Source organism: Virgibacillus siamensis (assembly GCF_900162695.1).
Classification (GTDB): Bacteria; Bacillota; Bacilli; order Bacillales; family Amphibacillaceae; genus Lentibacillus; species Lentibacillus siamensis_A.
On record NZ_FUIH01000007.1, the window covers coordinates 2,025,743 to 2,044,570 of the forward strand.

The 18,828-nt window shown below is 41.9% G+C and carries 16 protein-coding genes; 4 read left to right on the forward strand and 12 right to left on the reverse strand.

What is annotated here, in order from left to right:
* Nucleotides 1-52: 52 nt before the first annotated feature.
* The gene (gene fabI / locus B1K71_RS14015; RefSeq protein WP_077328106.1) at nucleotides 53-832 is read right to left on the reverse strand and encodes an enoyl-ACP reductase FabI; all 780 of its coding nucleotides are present in this window, start codon (nucleotides 830-832) and stop codon (nucleotides 53-55) included.
* Between the two features lie 262 nt (nucleotides 833-1,094).
* Between fabI and B1K71_RS14020 the strand changes: the two genes are divergently transcribed.
* Nucleotides 1,095-2,426 (forward strand): short-chain fatty acid transporter, encoded by a 1,332-nt coding sequence (locus tag B1K71_RS14020; RefSeq protein ID WP_077328108.1) that lies wholly within the window; start codon nucleotides 1,095-1,097, stop codon nucleotides 2,424-2,426.
* A 199-nt stretch (nucleotides 2,427-2,625) separates the two neighbouring features.
* Here the strand turns inward: B1K71_RS14020 and B1K71_RS14025 are convergent, their stop codons facing one another.
* On the reverse strand, nucleotides 2,626-3,552 hold the full coding sequence (locus tag B1K71_RS14025; protein ID WP_077328110.1) for a DMT family transporter: 927 nt from the start codon (nucleotides 3,550-3,552) through the stop codon (nucleotides 2,626-2,628).
* A 219-nt stretch (nucleotides 3,553-3,771) separates the two neighbouring features.
* On the opposite strand from B1K71_RS14025, the gene B1K71_RS14030 reads away from it, so the two are divergent.
* Genes B1K71_RS14030 through B1K71_RS14040 form a run of 3 tightly spaced genes read left to right on the forward strand, consistent with a single transcriptional unit; the run spans nucleotide 3,772 to nucleotide 8,855 of the window.
* Nucleotides 3,772-5,460 (forward strand): serine hydrolase domain-containing protein, encoded by a 1,689-nt coding sequence (locus tag B1K71_RS14030; RefSeq protein WP_077328112.1) that lies wholly within the window; start codon nucleotides 3,772-3,774, stop codon nucleotides 5,458-5,460.
* 12 nt (nucleotides 5,461-5,472) lie between these two features.
* On the forward strand, nucleotides 5,473-7,569 hold the full coding sequence (locus B1K71_RS14035; RefSeq protein ID WP_077328114.1) for a glycoside hydrolase family 3 protein: 2,097 nt from the start codon (nucleotides 5,473-5,475) through the stop codon (nucleotides 7,567-7,569).
* 23 nt (nucleotides 7,570-7,592) lie between these two features.
* Complete coding sequence (locus B1K71_RS14040) at nucleotides 7,593-8,855, forward strand: exo-beta-N-acetylmuramidase NamZ family protein (protein WP_077328116.1); 1,263 nt, start codon at nucleotides 7,593-7,595, stop codon at nucleotides 8,853-8,855.
* Between the two features lie 89 nt (nucleotides 8,856-8,944).
* Here B1K71_RS14040 and B1K71_RS14045 read toward each other — a convergent pair whose 3' ends face one another.
* The 10 genes from B1K71_RS14045 to B1K71_RS14090 all read right to left on the reverse strand — a co-directional run bounded on the left by B1K71_RS14045 (nucleotide 8,945) and on the right by B1K71_RS14090 (nucleotide 18,824).
* A complete protein-coding gene (locus tag B1K71_RS14045) occupies nucleotides 8,945-10,294 on the reverse strand; it encodes a tripartite tricarboxylate transporter permease (protein WP_077328118.1) in 1,350 nt (449 codons plus the stop codon).
* 2 nt (nucleotides 10,295-10,296) lie between these two features.
* Nucleotides 10,297-10,728, reverse strand: coding sequence for a hypothetical protein (locus B1K71_RS14050; protein ID WP_077328120.1), 432 nt, complete (start codon nucleotides 10,726-10,728; stop codon nucleotides 10,297-10,299).
* Between the two features lie 206 nt (nucleotides 10,729-10,934).
* Nucleotides 10,935-11,777: a carbohydrate ABC transporter permease gene (locus B1K71_RS14055; protein ID WP_077328122.1), complete on the reverse strand. Its 843-nt coding sequence runs from the start codon at nucleotides 11,775-11,777 to the stop codon at nucleotides 10,935-10,937.
* A 16-nt stretch (nucleotides 11,778-11,793) separates the two neighbouring features.
* On the reverse strand, nucleotides 11,794-12,687 hold the full coding sequence (locus B1K71_RS14060; protein WP_077328124.1) for a carbohydrate ABC transporter permease: 894 nt from the start codon (nucleotides 12,685-12,687) through the stop codon (nucleotides 11,794-11,796).
* Nucleotides 12,688-12,798: 111 nt separating this feature from the next.
* Complete coding sequence (locus B1K71_RS14065; protein WP_077330257.1) at nucleotides 12,799-14,103, reverse strand: extracellular solute-binding protein; 1,305 nt, start codon at nucleotides 14,101-14,103, stop codon at nucleotides 12,799-12,801.
* A 105-nt stretch (nucleotides 14,104-14,208) separates the two neighbouring features.
* On the reverse strand, nucleotides 14,209-15,120 hold the full coding sequence (murQ, locus tag B1K71_RS14070; protein WP_077328125.1) for an N-acetylmuramic acid 6-phosphate etherase: 912 nt from the start codon (nucleotides 15,118-15,120) through the stop codon (nucleotides 14,209-14,211).
* Nucleotides 15,121-15,260: 140 nt separating this feature from the next.
* Nucleotides 15,261-16,118, reverse strand: a complete 858-nt coding sequence (locus tag B1K71_RS14075) for a MurR/RpiR family transcriptional regulator (RefSeq protein WP_077328127.1) — start codon at nucleotides 16,116-16,118, stop codon at nucleotides 15,261-15,263.
* A 5-nt stretch (nucleotides 16,119-16,123) separates the two neighbouring features.
* The gene (locus B1K71_RS14080) at nucleotides 16,124-17,095 is read right to left on the reverse strand and encodes an N-acetylglucosamine kinase (protein ID WP_077328129.1); all 972 of its coding nucleotides are present in this window, start codon (nucleotides 17,093-17,095) and stop codon (nucleotides 16,124-16,126) included.
* Nucleotides 17,096-17,218: 123 nt separating this feature from the next.
* Nucleotides 17,219-17,683, reverse strand: coding sequence for a flavodoxin (locus B1K71_RS14085; RefSeq protein WP_077330259.1), 465 nt, complete (start codon nucleotides 17,681-17,683; stop codon nucleotides 17,219-17,221).
* Nucleotides 17,684-17,801: 118 nt separating this feature from the next.
* Nucleotides 17,802-18,824, reverse strand: coding sequence for a LacI family DNA-binding transcriptional regulator (locus tag B1K71_RS14090; RefSeq protein WP_077328131.1), 1,023 nt, complete (start codon nucleotides 18,822-18,824; stop codon nucleotides 17,802-17,804).
* Nucleotides 18,825-18,828: the final 4 nt, after the last annotated feature.

Below are 18,828 nucleotides of genomic sequence, written 5' to 3' on the forward strand. Positions count from 1 at the left end.
AAAAATGAGCAAAATAATACGGACACTCCTTAAAGGAATGCCCGTTAAATAATTAGGATCCTGCAACAATATGGAACCCGGAATCTACATGCAATACCTCACCAGTAACACCTCGCGCCATTTCACTTAACAGAAATAATGTAGCGTCCCCTACCTGATCATGATCGATCTGCCGGCGGAGCGGTGCCTTTTCTTCAATTACTGACATTTTTTCATTGAACCCGGAAACACCTTTTGCGGAAAGTGTACGGATCGGCCCGGCTGATACAGCATTAACGCGAATGCCATATTTGCCGACATCTTCTGCAAGATAACGTACACTCGCTTCAAGAGCGGCTTTGGCAACACCCATCACATTGTAATTTGGTACAACCCGTTCAGCACCAAGGTAAGTTTGTGTTACAATGCCGCCACCCTCGCTCATCAATTTTTTTGCTTCCCGCGTAACCGCTACAAGCGAATATGCGCTTATGTTTTGTGCCATCAAATACCCATCACGGGATGTATTTGCATACTCACCGGTAAGTTCATCGCGATTAGCAAAAGCAACCGAATGGACCAGGCCATGAATAGTTCCAACCTTCTCTCCAATTTCCTGGAATGCATGTTGAATGCTTTCATCATTTTCTACGTCACAGGAAACAACCAGCTTCGCATCCATTTCATTGTCAGCCAGCAGCTTCTCCAGTTTTTTCTTGGAACGCTCCTGCCGGTATGTAAAAATCAGATTGGCCCCGGCATTTTGGAGTGATTTCGTAATCCCCCAGGCAATACTGCGGTTATTCGCCACACCCATGACAACAATATTTTTATCGTGCAACAATGAATTCATATATGTACCTCCGCTTAATTGAATAAAATTTCTATTTATAATGTAGCATAATTAGCACCAGGTGTTAAATCGGACGGATAGCATTCTCAGTCCCGGAGCATTTCTGATAGCGTCATTGCTTTCAAAATGTGACAACTTCAGCCGATAATTTGTGAACTTAAGCTGATTTTGCCAAGCCCCCCTATTCAGCAAAATGCACATTGCCATTTATGGAATTTTACGCTACTTTAAAAGAGTAAAAAAAATAAAAGGGGGAACTACTTTGAAAGCATTGACCAGTTTTTTTGACAGGATGGTTCAGCGTTTCTTACCTGACGCGTTTTTATTCGCCATTATTTTAACATTGGTTGTTTTTGTTTTGGGGATTGCCATCATGGGAAGCTCTCCAGTTGAAATGGTTCAATACTGGGGTGATGGATTTTGGGATTTATTAGCTTTTGCGATGCAAATGTCACTTATTGTCGTAACCGGTTATATTCTTGCCAGCACCCCGGTTGTACGGAATATCCTTACTAAAATCAGTACACTGGCAAATACTCCGGGACAGGCAATATTACTTGTTACATTTACAGCCGGGCTTGCATGCCTTATCAACTACGGATTCGGGCTTGTTGTTGGTGCATTGCTGGCAATTCATGTGGCACGACGGGTACCGACAGTGGATTACCGGTTACTAATGGCGAGTGCATACAGTGGATTCCTGTTGTGGCATGGCGGCCTTTCCGGGTCCATTCCATTACTGATTGCAACTCCGGGACATTTTTTGGAAGATACGATGGGAATTATTCCGGTAACTGAAACATTGTTCAGCAGCTTTAATATCTTCATTGTTTTATTTTTATTGGTAACACTTCCGTTTTTGAATAGGTTTTTAATGAAATCACGTGATGAATCAATAAATAATACAGACGCTTCCGCCTGGAAAACAAATGACGAGGAAACAGAAGATGATATGCTGGATAAAAGCTCCATGACACCTGCCGACAAGCTGGAAAACAGCAGGATCATTTCGCTTTTGATTGGATTAATGGGACTTGGCTTTATTGTCTTTCATTTTGCGGCTAACGGGTTTGATTTAAATATAAATATTGTCAACTTTATCTTTTTGTTCTTGGGGATTATTTTTCACCAGACACCACGACGTTTTCTGAACAGTGTGACACATGCAGTAAAAAATGTTGGCGGGATCATTATCCAGTTCCCATTCTATGCAGGTATTATGGGCATGATGGTTGCTTCCGGTCTGTCACAGGAAATGTCAATGTGGTTTGTTGGCATTTCGACCGAATTCACCCTTCCATTATGGACATTCATCAGCGCAGGAATCGTTAATTTCTTCGTTCCATCCGGCGGGGGGCAGTGGGCAGTGCAAGGTCCAATCATGATTCCCGCTGCACTCGAAATTGGAGCGGATACTGCAAAGACAGCGATGGCTGTTGCTTGGGGTGATGCATGGACAAATATGATTCAGCCATTTTGGGCATTGCCGCTCCTTGCTATCGCGGGATTGAAAGTGCGGGACATCATGGGCTTTTGTGTCATGATTTTATTGTACAGTTTCTTCCCGATTGCAATCGGTCTATTGTTTTTCTGAGTGGTAAAGTGGCTGGGAAAAAAGTGTTTTATCCATTGTAAAATCCGAACAACCTATTGGAAAATGGAGTGAATAACCGCTTCGGAAATATACTACGCTAAATTCCTATTGTTCGTCTTTTGGATTACACGATTCTGATATGTCCCAGCCTCTTCAATTATCAAAAAAAAATTCACTCCGAAGCTTAGAAATCTGTCTCTCAATCAGCTTCACTCTCCACCAATTGCTCCCTGTTCTTCCCTCTCGATAATTGTGCAACAGCAATACCCGTTATAATCAGCAATGACCCTGCAATTATGCCCGCTGTCAGTTTCTCATCCAAAATCCACCAGCCAAGAAACAGACCGAAAACCGGGACAAGCAATGTGGACAAGGTTGCGCTTACCATGTCGATTACACTTAAAATTACGAACCATACGGTAAAACATAATGCTGAGGCCAAAACACCGGTAAACAATATGTAGAATATGCTTTCGCCGGTTATCTCCACTGAATCGCCCCACTCGGCAAACCATGTGGCAATCACAATACCCAGCGTTCCGAAAAGCATCTGATACGCCGAAACTTGCAACTGTGGCAAATGCTGCAGTTGCAAGCGGTAATAAACATTCGACCCTGCCCATGATACGGCTGCAATGACAATCAGTATTTCACCAAAAATGATTTGCGGATTCTGTACGAAAATTACATCCCAGCCCAAAATCGTCAACAATCCAAGCATTCCGGCAGTCAGACCAATCATCTTCCCCGGGTTCACCTTTTCTCCCAACAATTTCACCGCAAAAATGCTGCTCCAAAGCGGCATAGAGTACAGCAACACGGAAGATTTCCCGGCGCCGACAAACTGCATACCGTACATCACCAATAAAAATACAATGGCAGTCTGTAAAATCCCTTGTATAATTAAATGTTTCCACATTCCCTTTGGAGGCTTTTTCATTTTTAGAAGCAGAACGACTAACAGCAGTGTAACGGTCCCTGTTCCAAATCGTAACGCAGAGAATGTAAATGGTCCCATAAACTTAAGGGATGCTTTCATGTACACCCATGCATACCCCCAGATAATTGTGATAAGCAGCATCAGTAACCATACTGCCCATTTATGCTTCAACACGGAACTATTCATTTCGTCATACCTTCTTTCATACTATTCAACAAGTATAATAATTTCCTATTAAACTCGCAAATACGACAGGTTACTACATCTTTTTACCCAGACCATTTTACATAGTTTTGCAAACTTTCCCAATTTTTTTGCGTCCAATGAAGCATGGACTATATTAGCGCATTCCCTTATTTTGGATGTAAGCCATTACATATATAGCTGAGGGAGGTGTATCAAATTATGAAAAAAATGGCTTATATCACATTGTCGATTCTTGTATCGACGCCACTATTGACGGTAAACAGTATTACTGCTGATGCAAACAATTTACCCGAGCCTGCAATAGAAAAACCTGCAAACAAACTTGTACAAGAACAAGCCCACCCGCATTTTTCCTGGGGCAATCCCGGACCTTCATCCCCTGTATTACATCCTGGATCGATTCGAGGTGCTGGTATGGTCGCAAAGCCAATTCATGAAATCGACGCTGTTATCAATAGAATGATAGACAATGATGTCATGCCTGGCGCTGTTACGTTTGTAGCCCGCCGTGGACATATTGTTCAGAACAATGCATACGGATATGCAGCACTGTACAAAAATGACAGTAACGAAACAATGGACAATCCAATTAAAATGAGCGAGGACACTATTTTCGACATTGCTTCACTGAGTAAAATTTTTACAACAATTGCGGCTATGGAATTGTATGAAGAAGGTAAATTTCAATTGAATGATCCTGTTGCAAAATACATTCCGGAGTTCGCACAAAACGGAAAAGAAGATGTCACGATTCAGCAGTTAATGACACACACATCAGGATTCAAACCGTGGGTACCGCTTTATACCATCGGGGAGAGCCGTGAAGATCGGCTGCAGTATGTGTTCCAGTATCCGCTTGAAAATGAACCCGGAACAGCCTACACCTACAGCGATTTAAACATGATTACTTTAGGTGCCCTGGTGGAACGGATTTCCGGAAAAAGGCTGGATGAATTCGTTCATGAACATATAACCGGTCCACTCCATATGACAGACACCATGTATAACCCGCCAAAAAGCTTAAAAAATCGAATTGCAGCCACTGAATACCAGCCGTGGACGAACCGGGGACTGGTCTGGGGAGAGGTCCACGATGAAAACGCCTGGTCACTTGATGGTGTTGCCGGGCATGCCGGAGTATTCTCAACAGCAAAGGATTTGGCAATACTGGGGCAAATGATTCTAAATGATGGCCGTTATGCCGGGGAACGGATTCTTAAACCCAAAACGGTTGAACTGCTCGTAAAAAACCAAATTCCGGAATTTCCGGGAAATGAACACGGTCTCGGCTGGGAGATATCACAAAGCTGGTATATGGATGCTTTATCAGGTGTTTCAACAATCGGACATACCGGTTTTACGGGCACATCAATTGTCATCAATCAAAATAATGAAACGATAGCCATTCTGTTAACGAACCGTGTCCACCCAACACGGGAAACCGTCTCAACCAATCCGGCACGGAGACAGTTTGCCCGCAAAGTAGCTGATGCTATTCCCGTATCCATCGATTCCAAAGATGGTGCATGGTTTGCCGGATATGGAGGCAATACGAATAAAAAGCTTACTGCAAAAGTGGACATAAAAGAAGACACCACTTTATCATTCGACACTTGGTTCCGGACGGAAAACGGCTATGATCTCGGATTTATCGAAGTATCGTCTGACGGTAAAAATTGGACCAAAGCAGGTGAAACGATCACTGGCAATAGCAATGACTGGGAGACCCGTAATGTAAACATTCCAGCAGGCACAAATTATATTCGTTTCCGTTATATGACTGACACAAATACGAATGGCAGAGGCTGGTATGTGACAAATTTCACCTTAGAGAATGGGACATCTCCGGAATTCACAAGTGAGAACTGGGTAAAACGGAAATACTAAAGGAGGAGAATTATGAAAAGGCGTTTCAAGATTTCCTTTATTTTCATTACCATTGTCGCTCTTAGTTTAAGCCCGTTTACTTTCCCGACGGAAACAGTGGATGCAGCTGATGAAACAGTAACAGACCTGGTTCTTCTGGAAAATGTCCCGCAAGCTTCAGCCAGCGTGGAAAATAATCAGGTAAGCCTTCATGCATTGCACATTTATGATGATGGACATTTTGAAACAACCTCGGAACATCTTGAATGGACATCTACCAACCAAAATGTTGCGAAAGTCAATGATGAAGGGATGGTAACCTTTACCGGTCAGCCTGGCCGTTCATTCATTAACGTTTCTGACGGCATTTATCGTGATCGGATTGCTGTTGACTATAAACCGGATAAGCGGGGACATGCCACCTTTTCCGGAAAGGTCGTCAAACAGAATGGTAATCAATACAACATTATTAAACATGCCATTGATGGTATGACATTGAAAGAAAAACTCGGTCAGATGCTGATGCCTGATTTCCGTAAATGGAATGGTGAAAATGTAACTGAAATGCTGCCGGAAATTAAACAGCTTGTGAAGGAATATCATCTTGGCGGTGTCATTTTGTTTCGCGAAAACGTTGTGACAACCGAACAGACTGCAAAACTGGTAAATGCCTATCAAAGAGCTTCCGAAAAATACGGACTGTTGCTTGCGATTGATCAGGAAGGCGGAATTGTTACAAGACTGCAGTCAGGAACTGATTTTCCGGGCAATATGGCGCTTGGGGCAACCCGTTCCACTGACCTGGCACATGATGTTGGTCAGGCAATCGGCGAAGAATTACAGGCACTCGGCATTAATATGAACCTTGCACCTGTTCTTGATGTCAACAACAACCCGGATAATCCGGTTATCGGTGTCCGTTCATTTGGCGGATCACCGGACTTGGTAGCTGAACTTGGTATTGCTTATACAAAAGGACTTCAAAGCACAGGTGTTGCAGCAACTGCAAAACATTTTCCCGGACATGGTGATACAGCAGTTGACTCCCACCTTGGATTACCCGAAGTTCCATATGGCATGGAACGGCTGATGGAAGTGGAACTTTTTCCGTTTCAAAAAGCAATGGAAGCAAATATCGATGCTATTATGACAGCACATGTGACATTTCCGAAAATTGATGATACAAAAGTGATCTCCAAAAAAACCGGCGAAAAGGTATTGTTACCTGCTACCCTTTCCCACAAGGTATTAACCGGTTTAATGCGTGAGAAAATGGGGTTTGATGGAGTTATCATAACTGATGCACTGAATATGGGTGCAATCACAGATCATTTTGGATCGGTTGATGCAGCAATCCGCGCCGTTAAAGCGGGAACTGACATTGTTCTAATGCCAGTTGGTCTTGAAAATGTTGCGGATGGTATTCTTCAGTCTATTCAAAGGGGTGAGATTTCCGTTGATCGAATAGAAGCATCGGTAAAGCGAATTTTAACCTTAAAAATTAAACGAAATATTATTAAAGCAGAAACAGCACCACCAATCGAAGAAATCATTGAAAATGCACAGGAAGTCGTTGGTTCTGAGGCACATAAACAAACGGAAACCAAAGCGGCCAATAAGTCAGTAACACTTATCAAAAATGAAAATGTGCTTCCGCTTGATGCATCGCCTGAGGAGAAAATAGCTGTTGTCAGCGGGTATTTCGCCAGTGACTTGTACAGCGCCGTCAAGGCACAGCATGAGAATACAATACTTATTGAAGCTTCCAGTCCGTTAAATGATGAACAGCTTTCAAAACTTGCGGATGCAAATGCTGTTATTGCTGGAACCTATACGTACAATGTCAGTGGCAGATCACCGGAAAGCCCTCAAATGAAGATGGTAAACCAGCTGATAGAAGAAGTTGATTCACCGGTCATTGGTATTGGAATCCGGAATCCTTACGATATTATGGCTTATCCGGAAATTGACGGCTACCTGGCACAGTATGGATTCAGGGATGCCAGTTTCAAAGCCACTGCCAAAACTTTGTTTGGTGAAAACAACCCAAGCGGTCTGCTGCCTGTAACCATCCCGGAAAATGATGGAAATGTATTGTACGATTTTGGACACGGACTATCTTATAAGTAAATTTAAAAAGGAGCTGTATACGCATGCGAAACTATATTGTCGGTATTTTGGCTCTACTGTTTATATTCGGCTCATTAACGGCTGTTTTTGCTCACCCTGGTGACAATGGGAAACATAAAGGACAACATAAAAAATTCAAACTTGGAGTAGAAGTCCTGCTTAAAGACAAAATGGATTTGCTTGAAGGCAAACGGGTTGGCCTAATTACAAATCCGACCGGTGTCGATAAGGAACTGAACAGTGTTGTTGATGTTCTGTACAATCACCCTGATGTGAATCTCACTACCCTGTACGGGCCGGAACATGGGGTTCGCGGAAGTGCCCAGGCAGGCGAATATGTTGAGTATTACATTGATGAACATACCGGACTTCCTGTATACAGTCTTTATGGTGAAACCCGCAAACCGACACCTGAAATGCTTGAAAATGTGGATGTGCTCCTGTTTGACATTCAGGACGTTGGAACAAGATTTTACACGTATATTTACACAATGGCACTTGCCATGGAAGCAGCTGAAGAAAATGATATCCAGTTCATTGTTCTGGACCGCCCCAATCCATTAAGTGGAACAAAGGTACAAGGCCCTGTACTTGATCCGGATTATTCCTCCTTCGTCGGGAAATATCCAATTCCGCTCCGGCACGGTATGACTGTTGGTGAATTAGCAAAACTGTTTAACAATGAATATGGTATAGGAGCGGACTTAACAGTTGTTGAAATGCAAGGCTGGAAACGAAATATGTATTACGATGAAACGCCACTTGAATTTGTAATGCCTTCACCGAATATGCCAACTACGGACACAGCAATGGTCTATCCGGGGGCGGCGTTGATTGAAGGAACCAATGTATCAGAAGGACGCGGTACAACAAGACCATTTGAACTGATTGGCGCACCGTTTATAGACAGCACTGAACTTGCATCCACACTGAACGATTTAAACTTGCCAGGTGTCCGGTTCAGAGCTGCATCATTCACACCGCAATTTTCAAAGCATAGTGGTACATTGAGTCATGGAATCCAAATTCATGTTACACACAAACCATCGTTCAATCCGGTCACAACCGGTTTGCATATTGTAAAAACGATTCACGATTTATATCCGGAAGACTTTGAATTCCGGGCAGAAAACAGTCAAGGAATATCATTCTTTGACTACTTAGTCGGAAACGGCTGGATCAGAGAAGCGATTGAAGAAGGAAAGTCTGTGGAATATATGAAAAATCGCTGGCAAGATGAACTGAATGAGTTTAGTAATATCCGAGAAGGGTATTTACTATATTAAGAGTTTTTATTGACCCCCCAAAATTTTAAAGGGTGCCCCGCAATAGCGGGACACCCGATTTTTTTGATTTATTCCTATCCATGCCCAAATTATAGACCTATTAATACAGCCATCATCCATGCAGAACCATAGTAAATCATAAATTGCACCCCTGATCCGACTCCGAGAACACGATTTAATATTCCCCCAACTAAGGCTACCGTAAATGTTACTAAAATTCCTGTAACTCCGCCCTCGTAAAAGGCAATAACGCTGACAATGGCAATAAACATTCCAATAATTGCTTCCTGACTTACATATTTCATAATAAAAACAGTAGCTTTGCGTGAATAGTTCATCACAAAAGGATATGCTATCAATGCGCCAATCATGAGACCAATTGCACCGTAAATGAAAAAATCCCATGTTGTCATAATGTGGTGCAAATTATGTTCAATTGAAAATACAGGCGGAGCTTTAAATAATGCAGCTGCCGGACCTAATGCCATCGGGCTTAACGGAATTCCGAACGCAACCAGTGGAATAATGGTTTCGGCTATGTACGTAGACTCTGTAACACCGTTCATAACAGAAAGTGTTGTAGTCGACCTTCTATAGACCCCTTTAATACGTGACCCGACCAGTTCCCCCATTAGAGCCGTCATTCCTGTCGGGCTGAATGTAAACGTAAATGAAGTTATAAATGTAGCGACTGCAGTATACGCTTTTTGCGGCAGCGTTAAAACCTTTAGTGGATTCGGAAAGAAACCGGACCATGATTTTATTTCAGGGGCAAGGTTGTATTTCTGCGATTCCTTTCGCGTAACCTCTTTTCTGGCGCTTGCAGATAAAGCTATTAAAATATCGGAAAACATTGGTCCAATCGCAATCCCCAGAAAGAAACTGATAGCAAGACTATTTCCCAGCACCTCTATACTTAACAGATTTAAGCCCTGGATGAAAAAAGCAAAAGGAATAATCAAAAGTACACTTGCCCATTTCCCTTTTGAGAAGTAGGCAATAATGACAGCTGCAACTGCAAAAATCGCCCCTGTATACGCTTTGAAAAAATCGGAAAACTGCCCCAGAAATTGGGCAAATAAGAGGGAAATCGGAAAGGCAATAAAAGCACCGACAATACCCCCGGAAATCATCTTTCTTACTGCTATATGCGGGACACCCAACTTTCGAAGTGTTTCCGTATAGTCAAGCAATGGGACCATCATCGTATCACCCGGTATCCCCATTAAAGCCGTTGGAGCGGCGTGTGTTAAGTGTTTGGAAATAACTGCTGCCATAAAGAACGAAAAGACACCAACAGGCGGGGCTCCCAACAAAATAACGATTAATGTAAGTGGAACCATTGTTGCAGTTTCATCAGACCCTGATATCAAACCGATTAATGTAAATAGAATGCCCCCTAAAACTGCCAGCGTAATGGAAATTAGTAAAACATCCATAATTACTTCTCCCTCTCTTCAGGCTTAAAAGTATCTAATATTTTCAGTTCTTCCATTTCCTTTCTGGTTACAGGATCATTATTTACCACCTCATATTCCTCATCTAAATCAACCTGTAAATCTTTTAAAAGTTTTTTAGAATCCGCTGTATCCGGCTGGGATTCCGTTAATACCCGCTTCGGCCGAAATAGAAAAGCATTCAGGACAAGCGCTATTACACACCCTAAAATCCCCAGCAATAATGAATATGATTTCACCATCGTTTCATCGGCGATAGTTGGAAAGAACTGTTTTCCAGCCAAATAACCTCCCAAACCAAGTACCACACTAATTAAAATCGAAAAAATAACATTGTTCGGTGAAACCGTGTCTCCCATTATTTCAACATATTCTTCTGATTGATCTGATTCCCTATACTCCTTCTCATTTTTCATCTAAACCCCTCCCTTTATAATAATGTGCGGTGTAATCCACAGCCTCCTGTTTTTCACAAAAGTCCCCTTCTTCACATTATATTCATGATGCTCTCCGGTCAAATGATAAAAGCAACAGGTCCTATTCAAATAGGCAAGTCCTTTTGCTTTTATAAGAGCAATTTGCATTTGAAAATCACCGGCAGAATAACTTGGAATCGAAAAGGTCAGCCTTTTATCGCACCCTCTGTCATACCTTTTGCAATACGCTGCTGGAAAATTGCATACAGAATAATGACCGGTACAATCGCAATGACCAGACCTGCAAACAATGTCCCCCATGCATTGGTATATTGGGCTTCACTGCTGATATAATCAATCGCCAGTGCAAGTGTATAATTTGATTCCGTCTGCAGGAAAATCAGCGCCATAAAATACTCGTTCCAAAACTGAATAGCATTCATAATCGTAACGGTAATAATGCCGGACATCGACAATGGTGTTATGATTTTCCACAAAATCCGGTATGGTGACATACCATCCATTGCAGCCGATTCTTCCAACGACTTCGGAATCGTACTCATGAAACTTGTCAGTACAAAAATAGAAAACGGCAGCTGGCTGACGGCATATACCATTGCCAGTCCAAAGATATTATCCAGCAGATTAAACCGGGCAAGCAGGAAAAATAATGGAATCCAGCCCAGCACCATCGGAATCATCATGGCTGAAATATACAACGTAAATAAAAGGTTGCTCCCTTTAAATTTAATCCGCTCCAGTGCATAGGCGGTCGGAATTGCCAGCACCAAAGTTAGCATTGCCCCCACAGCAGTCACGATTAAGCTGTTAAAAACACTTGTATCAATATTGTATTCCGTCCATGCGGTTACAAAGTTCTGGAAATTCCATGTTTCCGGAAAACCCCAAGGATTTGCATATATCTCGCCATTTGACTTGAATGCGCCAATAAACATCCAAATGATTGGATATAACACAGCGATTGACCATAAAATCAACGGAATTCTTATCCCGGTTCGCGCAATAATCTGACCAACATTTTGCTTCATCATTTCCCCTCCTTTTCTAGTACTCTACCTTATCCCGCCGCATCAGGAATTGCAGAATTAATACGGTAATGAGCGAAAGAATTAAAATCATAACACCAATCGTTGCTCCATAACCGAAATTATATTGCACAAATGCTTGTTCGTATAAATAGGAGCCCATAACATGTGTAGCGTTATTTGGTCCACCTTCTGTCATGATCTGAACAATAATGAAGGAGCCATTTAACGTTGTAATAACAATATACAGAATGGAGATTTTGATTTGCGGCCATACAAGCGGTAACGTCACTTTCCAAAATTGCTGCCATTCGTTTGCCCCATCGATTTCAGCTGCCTCATAATAACTTTTGGATATATTCGCAATCCCGCCCATCAAAAGCAGCATAAACAAACCAATCCCGGCCCAAATGGATGGCAGAACAAGACTTGTCAATGCCCAGTTTTCACTCCCAAGCCAGGGTTTTGCCCAGCTTTCGAGACCGATGAACTCCAATCCGGAATTAATCAGTCCAAGACTCGGATTATAGATAAATGTCCATAAAATCCCGATGACAACTACCGACATAATGTTTGGAAAGAAAAAGATAATCCGATAAAATGGTGCTTCTTTTATTTTCAATTGTGTCAGGGCAACAGCAATAAACAATGCCATAACCATAATACCTATCACTTTTGTAATAACCAGAAAATAATCATGCCATATGGTTGCAGGTATGATTTCATCCTCAAACAATGCTATGTAGTTTTCGAATCCGACAAATTCTTTAACCTGTGAAGACCCGGACCACTCAAAAAATGAATAATATAAACCACTGAATAATGGATACAGTGTAAAAATACTAAACATGATAAAAGTAGGAACAAGACAAAAGGCCAAAAACAGGTATTTTTGCTTTTTAGACTGTACCATCCAATCACTCTTTCAAATTAGGTTTGATCAAAAGACAATGAAATAAAGAGTATGGAATATAAAGGCCAAGACTCTGCCTTTACATTCCATACATTAAACATTTCAAGTTGCTTATTTGCTCTCGCGATATTCAGCAGCGGCCTCTTCAGCTTTCTGTGTAAATTCCTCTGCGGAAATATTACCGAGCATCAGTGATACCAGCGCATTACTAATTGGTGTTTCCAAATCTGCGCTCATCGGGTGCGGTTTGTGATAAATTTTAACTTTATCCGGATTGTTGATCATTTTATTGGCATCAATTAAATATTGCGGCACCTTATCATTGGATGCAAGATCAACACCTTTCAGGTTCATTATTGCACCTGTATGCTCAGAGAAAAGTTTTGCATATTCTTTTGTGAAAACAAATTCAACAAATGCTTTTGCAGCTTCCGGATTTTCTGCTTCCTCCGCAATAGCTAATGGACGTAAATCCGGAACAATTGCCATCGGTTCACCGGATTCATTCATTGGTGATGGAATAAAGCCATACTGGAATCCTTCTGGTTTATCCTTTTCCATTTCATTCGGAAGCCAGAAACCGACCGGAATGAAGGCATTTTTATGAAGCAAAAAGTTCATTTGCGATTGTGTATGGTTCAATGCACCAAAACCTGGATCAATATATCCCTTTTCAGCCATTTTTTCTACTTTTTTCATGACTTCCAGTACTTTATCGCTGGTCCATGCTCCTTCCGCACCGGTAATTACGTCATTCAGCAGCTCGTTGCCGCCTGCTGCGCCAAATGCCGGATATAGCATACCGCGCAGGAAGTAATACGGGTATTTACCAGTAGTTACGAACGGTGCAATACCTTCCGAATCTTTGATTTCTCCCATTGTACTCATAAAGCTTTCAAAATCAGTCGGTACTTTCCAGCCTTTCTTTTCAAACCATGCTTTGTCATACCATGTTCCCCACGTATCAAAAACTAATGGAAGGCTGTATATTTTACCGTCATATGTCGCCGGATCCACGATAAAACTTTCCGTCAACGGTGTTCCATCTTCCAGCTTGATACCTTTAACCCATTCAGACAGATCCATGAGCTGTCCATCTTCTACCATCTGCGTTTCACTCGAACCTGCACCGTCAATGTATACAACATCAGGCGGATCCCCGGATACCCAGCGCGATCTCATTTCTTCATTAATATTCGGGCCGGCATGCTGGACAATTTTAACATCCGGATATTTCTCTTCAAAATCTCCAATGACTTCCTTCCACCATGAATCCCCATATCCGCCGACAAAATATTGAATTTCCAGCGTTCCATTTACTTTGCCGTCACTGGCTGTTTTGTCATTGGATGAACCTTTATCTGATTCTTCACCAGACGAACAGCCTGCAGCCAAAACTAAGATAAGCATGGCCATCAATATGAACCCGGCAGGACCTTTAAAAATCTTTTTCAACCTTTTCTCCCCCTTTGGTTTTAATTTATATGAAACACATTAATAGTTCAGACTATCAATGCAATTTCAGACATTATGCTGTGAAACATAAGCAATTGCATCACGGACAAAGCCATTGCTATGGTCAATCGCCTGTTTCGCTTCTTCGTATGTAACATTTCCTTTAATCATCACTATTGCAGGTTTAACCTGATGATTCGTTGATGCCAGGGTCTTTTCGGCTTTTTCATAGGACACTCCTGTAATTTCCATGAGTGTATGTTTTGCCCGCTCAAGTAGTTTGAAATTGCTTGCATGTACATCCACCATCAAATTTTCATGGACTTTCCCAAGTTTAACCATCGTTGTTGTGCTGATCATGTTGAGAATCATTTTATGTGCCGTGGCTGCTTTCATTCTGGTTGAACCGGTAAGTATTTCCGGTCCAACGACTACTTCAATTGGAGAATCGGCATACTTGCTGATTATGGATCGGCTGTTACAGGAAAGGGAAATAGTGTATGCCCCAGTTTCCTGCGCATATTTTAAAGCACCGATTGGATATGGTGTACGGCCGCTTGCTGTGATGCCAACGACTACATCCTTATCCGTCAGCCTTTTGGCCTTCATATCCTCTTTCCCTTGTAGTTCGTTATCTTCAGACCCTTCAACGGCATGAAAGAAGGCATCTGTTCCCCCTGCCATTACGGTCTGAACCATCTCCGGCGGGGTCATAAAGGTTGGCGGACACTCGGAAGCATCGATGATACCCAGCCGTCCACTGGTGCCTGCACCGGCATAAAACAATCGTCCGCCCCGTTTAAGCGCATCACTTATGTTTTCAATGGCCACTGTGACCTGAGGTAAAACCTTTTCAACTGCAAAGGCTACCTTCTTATCTTCTTCATTAATTGTTTTCAGAATTTCCATTGTAGACATTTGATCCATCATCATACTCTTCCTATTTCGTTGTTCAGTTGTCAGTTTCGATAATTCCATAGATTTGAATATCCCCTTGCCATGAAAATAATTAAAGCGCTTTCAGACTATTTGGTTGCTATAATTATAGTCTGATTGAATTATTTTGTCAATAAAACGTAAAATATTGTGTAATTTTATTTTATTACAGACAAAACAAATCATCTTTCCTTCAAAAAGGCTACCGCTTCCCTTGTCTCATCAAGATGTTTAACCGTTTCTTCATATTCTTCCGATGCGAGACACATGAACAATATATCGATGATGTGCAACTGGGCAATTCGTGATGAGGTCGCTCCACTTCGAAAAGCAGCCTCACGAGCTGCGGATGTATACAATCTGATATCTGAACAATTGCTGACCGGCGATTTTCCATACTTTGTAATGCCTATCGTTTTAACGTTTTTTTGTTTTGCAAGTTCCAGCAGTCTTGTTACTTCTTTTGTTTTTCCGGAAAAAGAAATACCGACAACAAGATCATCCTGTCCTTTGTTGGCTATTGAAGTTGCTGCCATATGCACATCCGAGAAGGCCTGAGCATGTTTGTTAATCCGAATAAATTTCTGTTCCGCATCTTTCGCGGCAATAAATGATGCACCAAAACCAAGCAAAATGACTGATTTCGCATTCGAAAGTGCTGCGACTGCGGCTTTCAAATTATCTTCCCTCATAATGTCAACGGTTTCCTTAAGGGTTTGGATCGTATTGGACGTAACCTTATCAATAATATTATTAAACGCATCATTCGGTTCGATATCCCTGTATCCTTTTACTGATTCCTCCTGTAAATCACCGGCCACCCGGATTTTCAATTCCTGAAAACCATTAAAGCCGAGCGATTTACATAGCCGGATAACCGCTGCGCTTGACGTTTTGCTTCTTTCTCCAAGCGTTAATGCCGTCAGCATAATAGACTCTTTTGGATGATTCAAAATATAGTTTGCGATTTTTTGCTCAGATGGCGGCAGTGCGTGAACCATTTCTTTTAAAATAACCAGACCGCCTTTTACGTGTGACATGTGCATTACCTACTTTCATTGGAAATTAGCGATTCAATGACAGTGTTGTCCAGCTGCTGATCTTTCATCAAATATGCACCGATAAGCGAACCGCCGGCAGGATTCAATTTAGGTATAGAAAGCTCAATTTTGCTGCAGTCTGTCAATTTTTCATACAATAATGGCGGGATAATATCCGTTTCGTAAAAAATCCCCCCGCACAGGACTGCCCTTACACTGTCATGTTGATTGAACATATTGTTGTACAGTGTACGGATGCTCATACTGATTTCATCAGCAGCATCAGCAATAATATGTGTTGCGACAGAATCACTTTTTCTGTAAGCTTCAAAGACCAGCTTTGATACTGGAGAGATTTTTTCTTTAGGTATTTTGGCTGTGTAAATTTTTCGTACCAGTTCATATGGGTTTTTTTCACGGAAGTGATCATAAATTTTATCAAGCAAAACTGTATCTGGTCCCCGGCCGTCCTGTGCCTTTAATGCATGGATGATTCCTTGCCTGCCAATTTCATACCCGCTTCCTTCATCACCAAACAAATATCCCCAGCCACCAACCCGGCCATGTTGTCCTCGTGCATTAATTCCGTATGTTATGGAACCGGTTCCGGAAATGTGGACAATGCCATAATCCCCATAGGTGCCCGAGTAAAGCGCATTGATTGTATCTGCTTCAATTTGTATCCTTGTTGTTTTCGGAAGCAACTGTTTAAGCACAGCTTCAATTTCATATTTGGCAGCCGCATTGCCTGCACCTGAAATGCCCGCGAATAAAACGCTTACATTTTGCATTGCATCCGGACACTGCTGTTCAAGCTCATCGAATAGGTTGTTGAACGTATAAAGAAGATTATCATACGGCACAACATTGGGATTGGCCGGTCCGCCCGCAGATCGCGCAATAATATTCCCATGCATATCCGCTAGTAAAGCAACCGTCTTTGTCCCACCCCCGTCAATACCTGCTGCATATTCCATAAGATTCACCCTTCACGTATAGTTATGTATATCTTATAGAAATTGAAATATAAGCACAAGTATTTTTAAAATAATATTTCAAAACAGGTAAAAATAATCAGATGCGTATAGGAGCCCTAGTCATTAATCCCCGTTTGTATTTTCCACCATTTTACAAAATACTTCGGCATAATTCTGGCATCTTACAACATCATCTTTGTCAGGTTCCATGTCTACAATCAACCGTTCCGGCACAAGGTCGGCGCCTTTTTGCTCAAACCTATCCCCCAGCAGGTTCGCCGCACCGCCGAATGAATCATAAAAAGAATCTCCTGACCCGAACACACCGATAACCTTTCCCGTAATGTCCACGTCATCCAGTTCATCATAGAAATCTTCCACCTCATATGGCAGTTCCCCATCATCCCATGAATAGGTCCCGACAAGCACACCATCATAATCCAAAAGTTCTTCCACATCTATAGCATCCAGATCGAATGTTTTTGTTTCGACCGTATATCCCTTTGCTTCCAGCACATCAGTTATAATTTCTGCCATCAATTCCGTATTACCGGTCATGCTTGCAAACAGCATCAAAACCTTTCCCAACTCATCCACCCCAACTTTCATTGTTAATTTAATTATAAGTTCACTGAGAATCGTTTTCAATTGTAAAGCTAAGAACCTCACAAGAGAGTTACAAGAAAACAGTGAAAAAGAAGCCTTATTAGACTTCTTTTTCACTGACAGAATTCCGGTATACAATTTCATGCGATACAATGACTCTTCGGGCAGCGACAGTTTTATCGACCGTCCTTTCAATCAATGCCCGGGCCGATTCTGCTCCCAATTTCTGAATGTGAATATCTACGGTTGTCAGCGCAGGTTTTGTGATTTCTGATAAATACACATTGTTAAAACTGACAAGGGAAATATCATCCGGAACGGTGTATCCTGATTCTTCCAACGTGCTCAGAACCCCAAGACTCATTAAATCATCACTGACAACAATACCGGTTGGCGGAATTTCCAAAGACAGCAGCCGCTCTACCGCCTCGCGACCTCCTGATTTTAAAAATTCCGTATGCATTTTATACGCTTCACTGTTTTCCTTACCGGCATCATTCAATGCGGATTCATAGCCTGCTTCACGATCCATGGTCACGAATAACTGTTTTGATCCGCCAATAAATGCAATTTTTTCATGTCCCGTGTCAATTAAATGATTGGTAATATCTTTACCGGCTGTAAAGTTATCATTATCGACATGCGTAATTTCAGCCGCATGCTCATAAGGCTTGCCAACAACCACAAATGGGAACTTTTTCGTATACAAAAAATTCATGATCCGGTCATTCATACGTGAGTACAGTAAAATGATGCCGTCTACATAGCTTCCATATACCATCCGCTCTACTTCATCGAAAATCTCATCTTCGGTAATACCACTTGATAATGTAATAGAATATCCCATCCCATGGGTTACCGAGCCGATGCCGCGAAGTATTTCCGGGAAAAAAGGGTTTTGCAAAGCTTTGTCCGCAGATGAAGGCATAATAACACCAATTGCCTTCGTGGATTTCACTGCCAAATTCCTTGCATTTACGTTCGGGTGATAACCAAGTTCCTTCATTGCTTTGCGGACTTTATTTTTCGTATCCAGGCTGATTCTCGGATTATCAGCAATCACGCGGGATACCGTAGAGGGAGCCACTCCCGTTGCTTTTGCTACATCTTTAATTGTTACCAATAAA

What these genes read in the sequence shown, in the direction of transcription:
- murQ (WP_077328125.1), bottom strand. Translation starts at nt 15,120, where the DNA reads ATGGAATTATCGAAACTGACAACTGAACAACGAAATAGGAAGAGTATG.
- B1K71_RS14060 (WP_077328124.1), bottom strand. Translation starts at nt 12,687, where the DNA reads ATGGTACAGTCTAAAAAGCAAAAATACCTGTTTTTGGCCTTTTGTCTT.
- B1K71_RS14055 (WP_077328122.1), bottom strand. Translation starts at nt 11,777, where the DNA reads ATGAAGCAAAATGTTGGTCAGATTATTGCGCGAACCGGGATAAGAATT.
- B1K71_RS14050 (WP_077328120.1), bottom strand. Translation starts at nt 10,728, where the DNA reads ATGAAAAATGAGAAGGAGTATAGGGAATCAGATCAATCAGAAGAATAT.
- B1K71_RS14065 (WP_077330257.1), bottom strand. Translation starts at nt 14,103, where the DNA reads ATGGCCATGCTTATCTTAGTTTTGGCTGCAGGCTGTTCGTCTGGTGAA.
- fabI (WP_077328106.1), bottom strand. Translation starts at nt 832, where the DNA reads ATGAATTCATTGTTGCACGATAAAAATATTGTTGTCATGGGTGTGGCG.
- B1K71_RS14035 (WP_077328114.1), top strand. Translation starts at nt 5,473, where the DNA reads ATGAAAAGGCGTTTCAAGATTTCCTTTATTTTCATTACCATTGTCGCT.
- B1K71_RS14040 (WP_077328116.1), top strand. Translation starts at nt 7,593, where the DNA reads ATGCGAAACTATATTGTCGGTATTTTGGCTCTACTGTTTATATTCGGC.
- B1K71_RS14030 (WP_077328112.1), top strand. Translation starts at nt 3,772, where the DNA reads ATGAAAAAAATGGCTTATATCACATTGTCGATTCTTGTATCGACGCCA.
- B1K71_RS14025 (WP_077328110.1), bottom strand. Translation starts at nt 3,552, where the DNA reads ATGAATAGTTCCGTGTTGAAGCATAAATGGGCAGTATGGTTACTGATG.
- B1K71_RS14045 (WP_077328118.1), bottom strand. Translation starts at nt 10,294, where the DNA reads ATGGATGTTTTACTAATTTCCATTACGCTGGCAGTTTTAGGGGGCATT.
- B1K71_RS14080 (WP_077328129.1), bottom strand. Translation starts at nt 17,095, where the DNA reads ATGGAATATGCAGCAGGTATTGACGGGGGTGGGACAAAGACGGTTGCT.
- B1K71_RS14075 (WP_077328127.1), bottom strand. Translation starts at nt 16,118, where the DNA reads ATGTCACACGTAAAAGGCGGTCTGGTTATTTTAAAAGAAATGGTTCAC.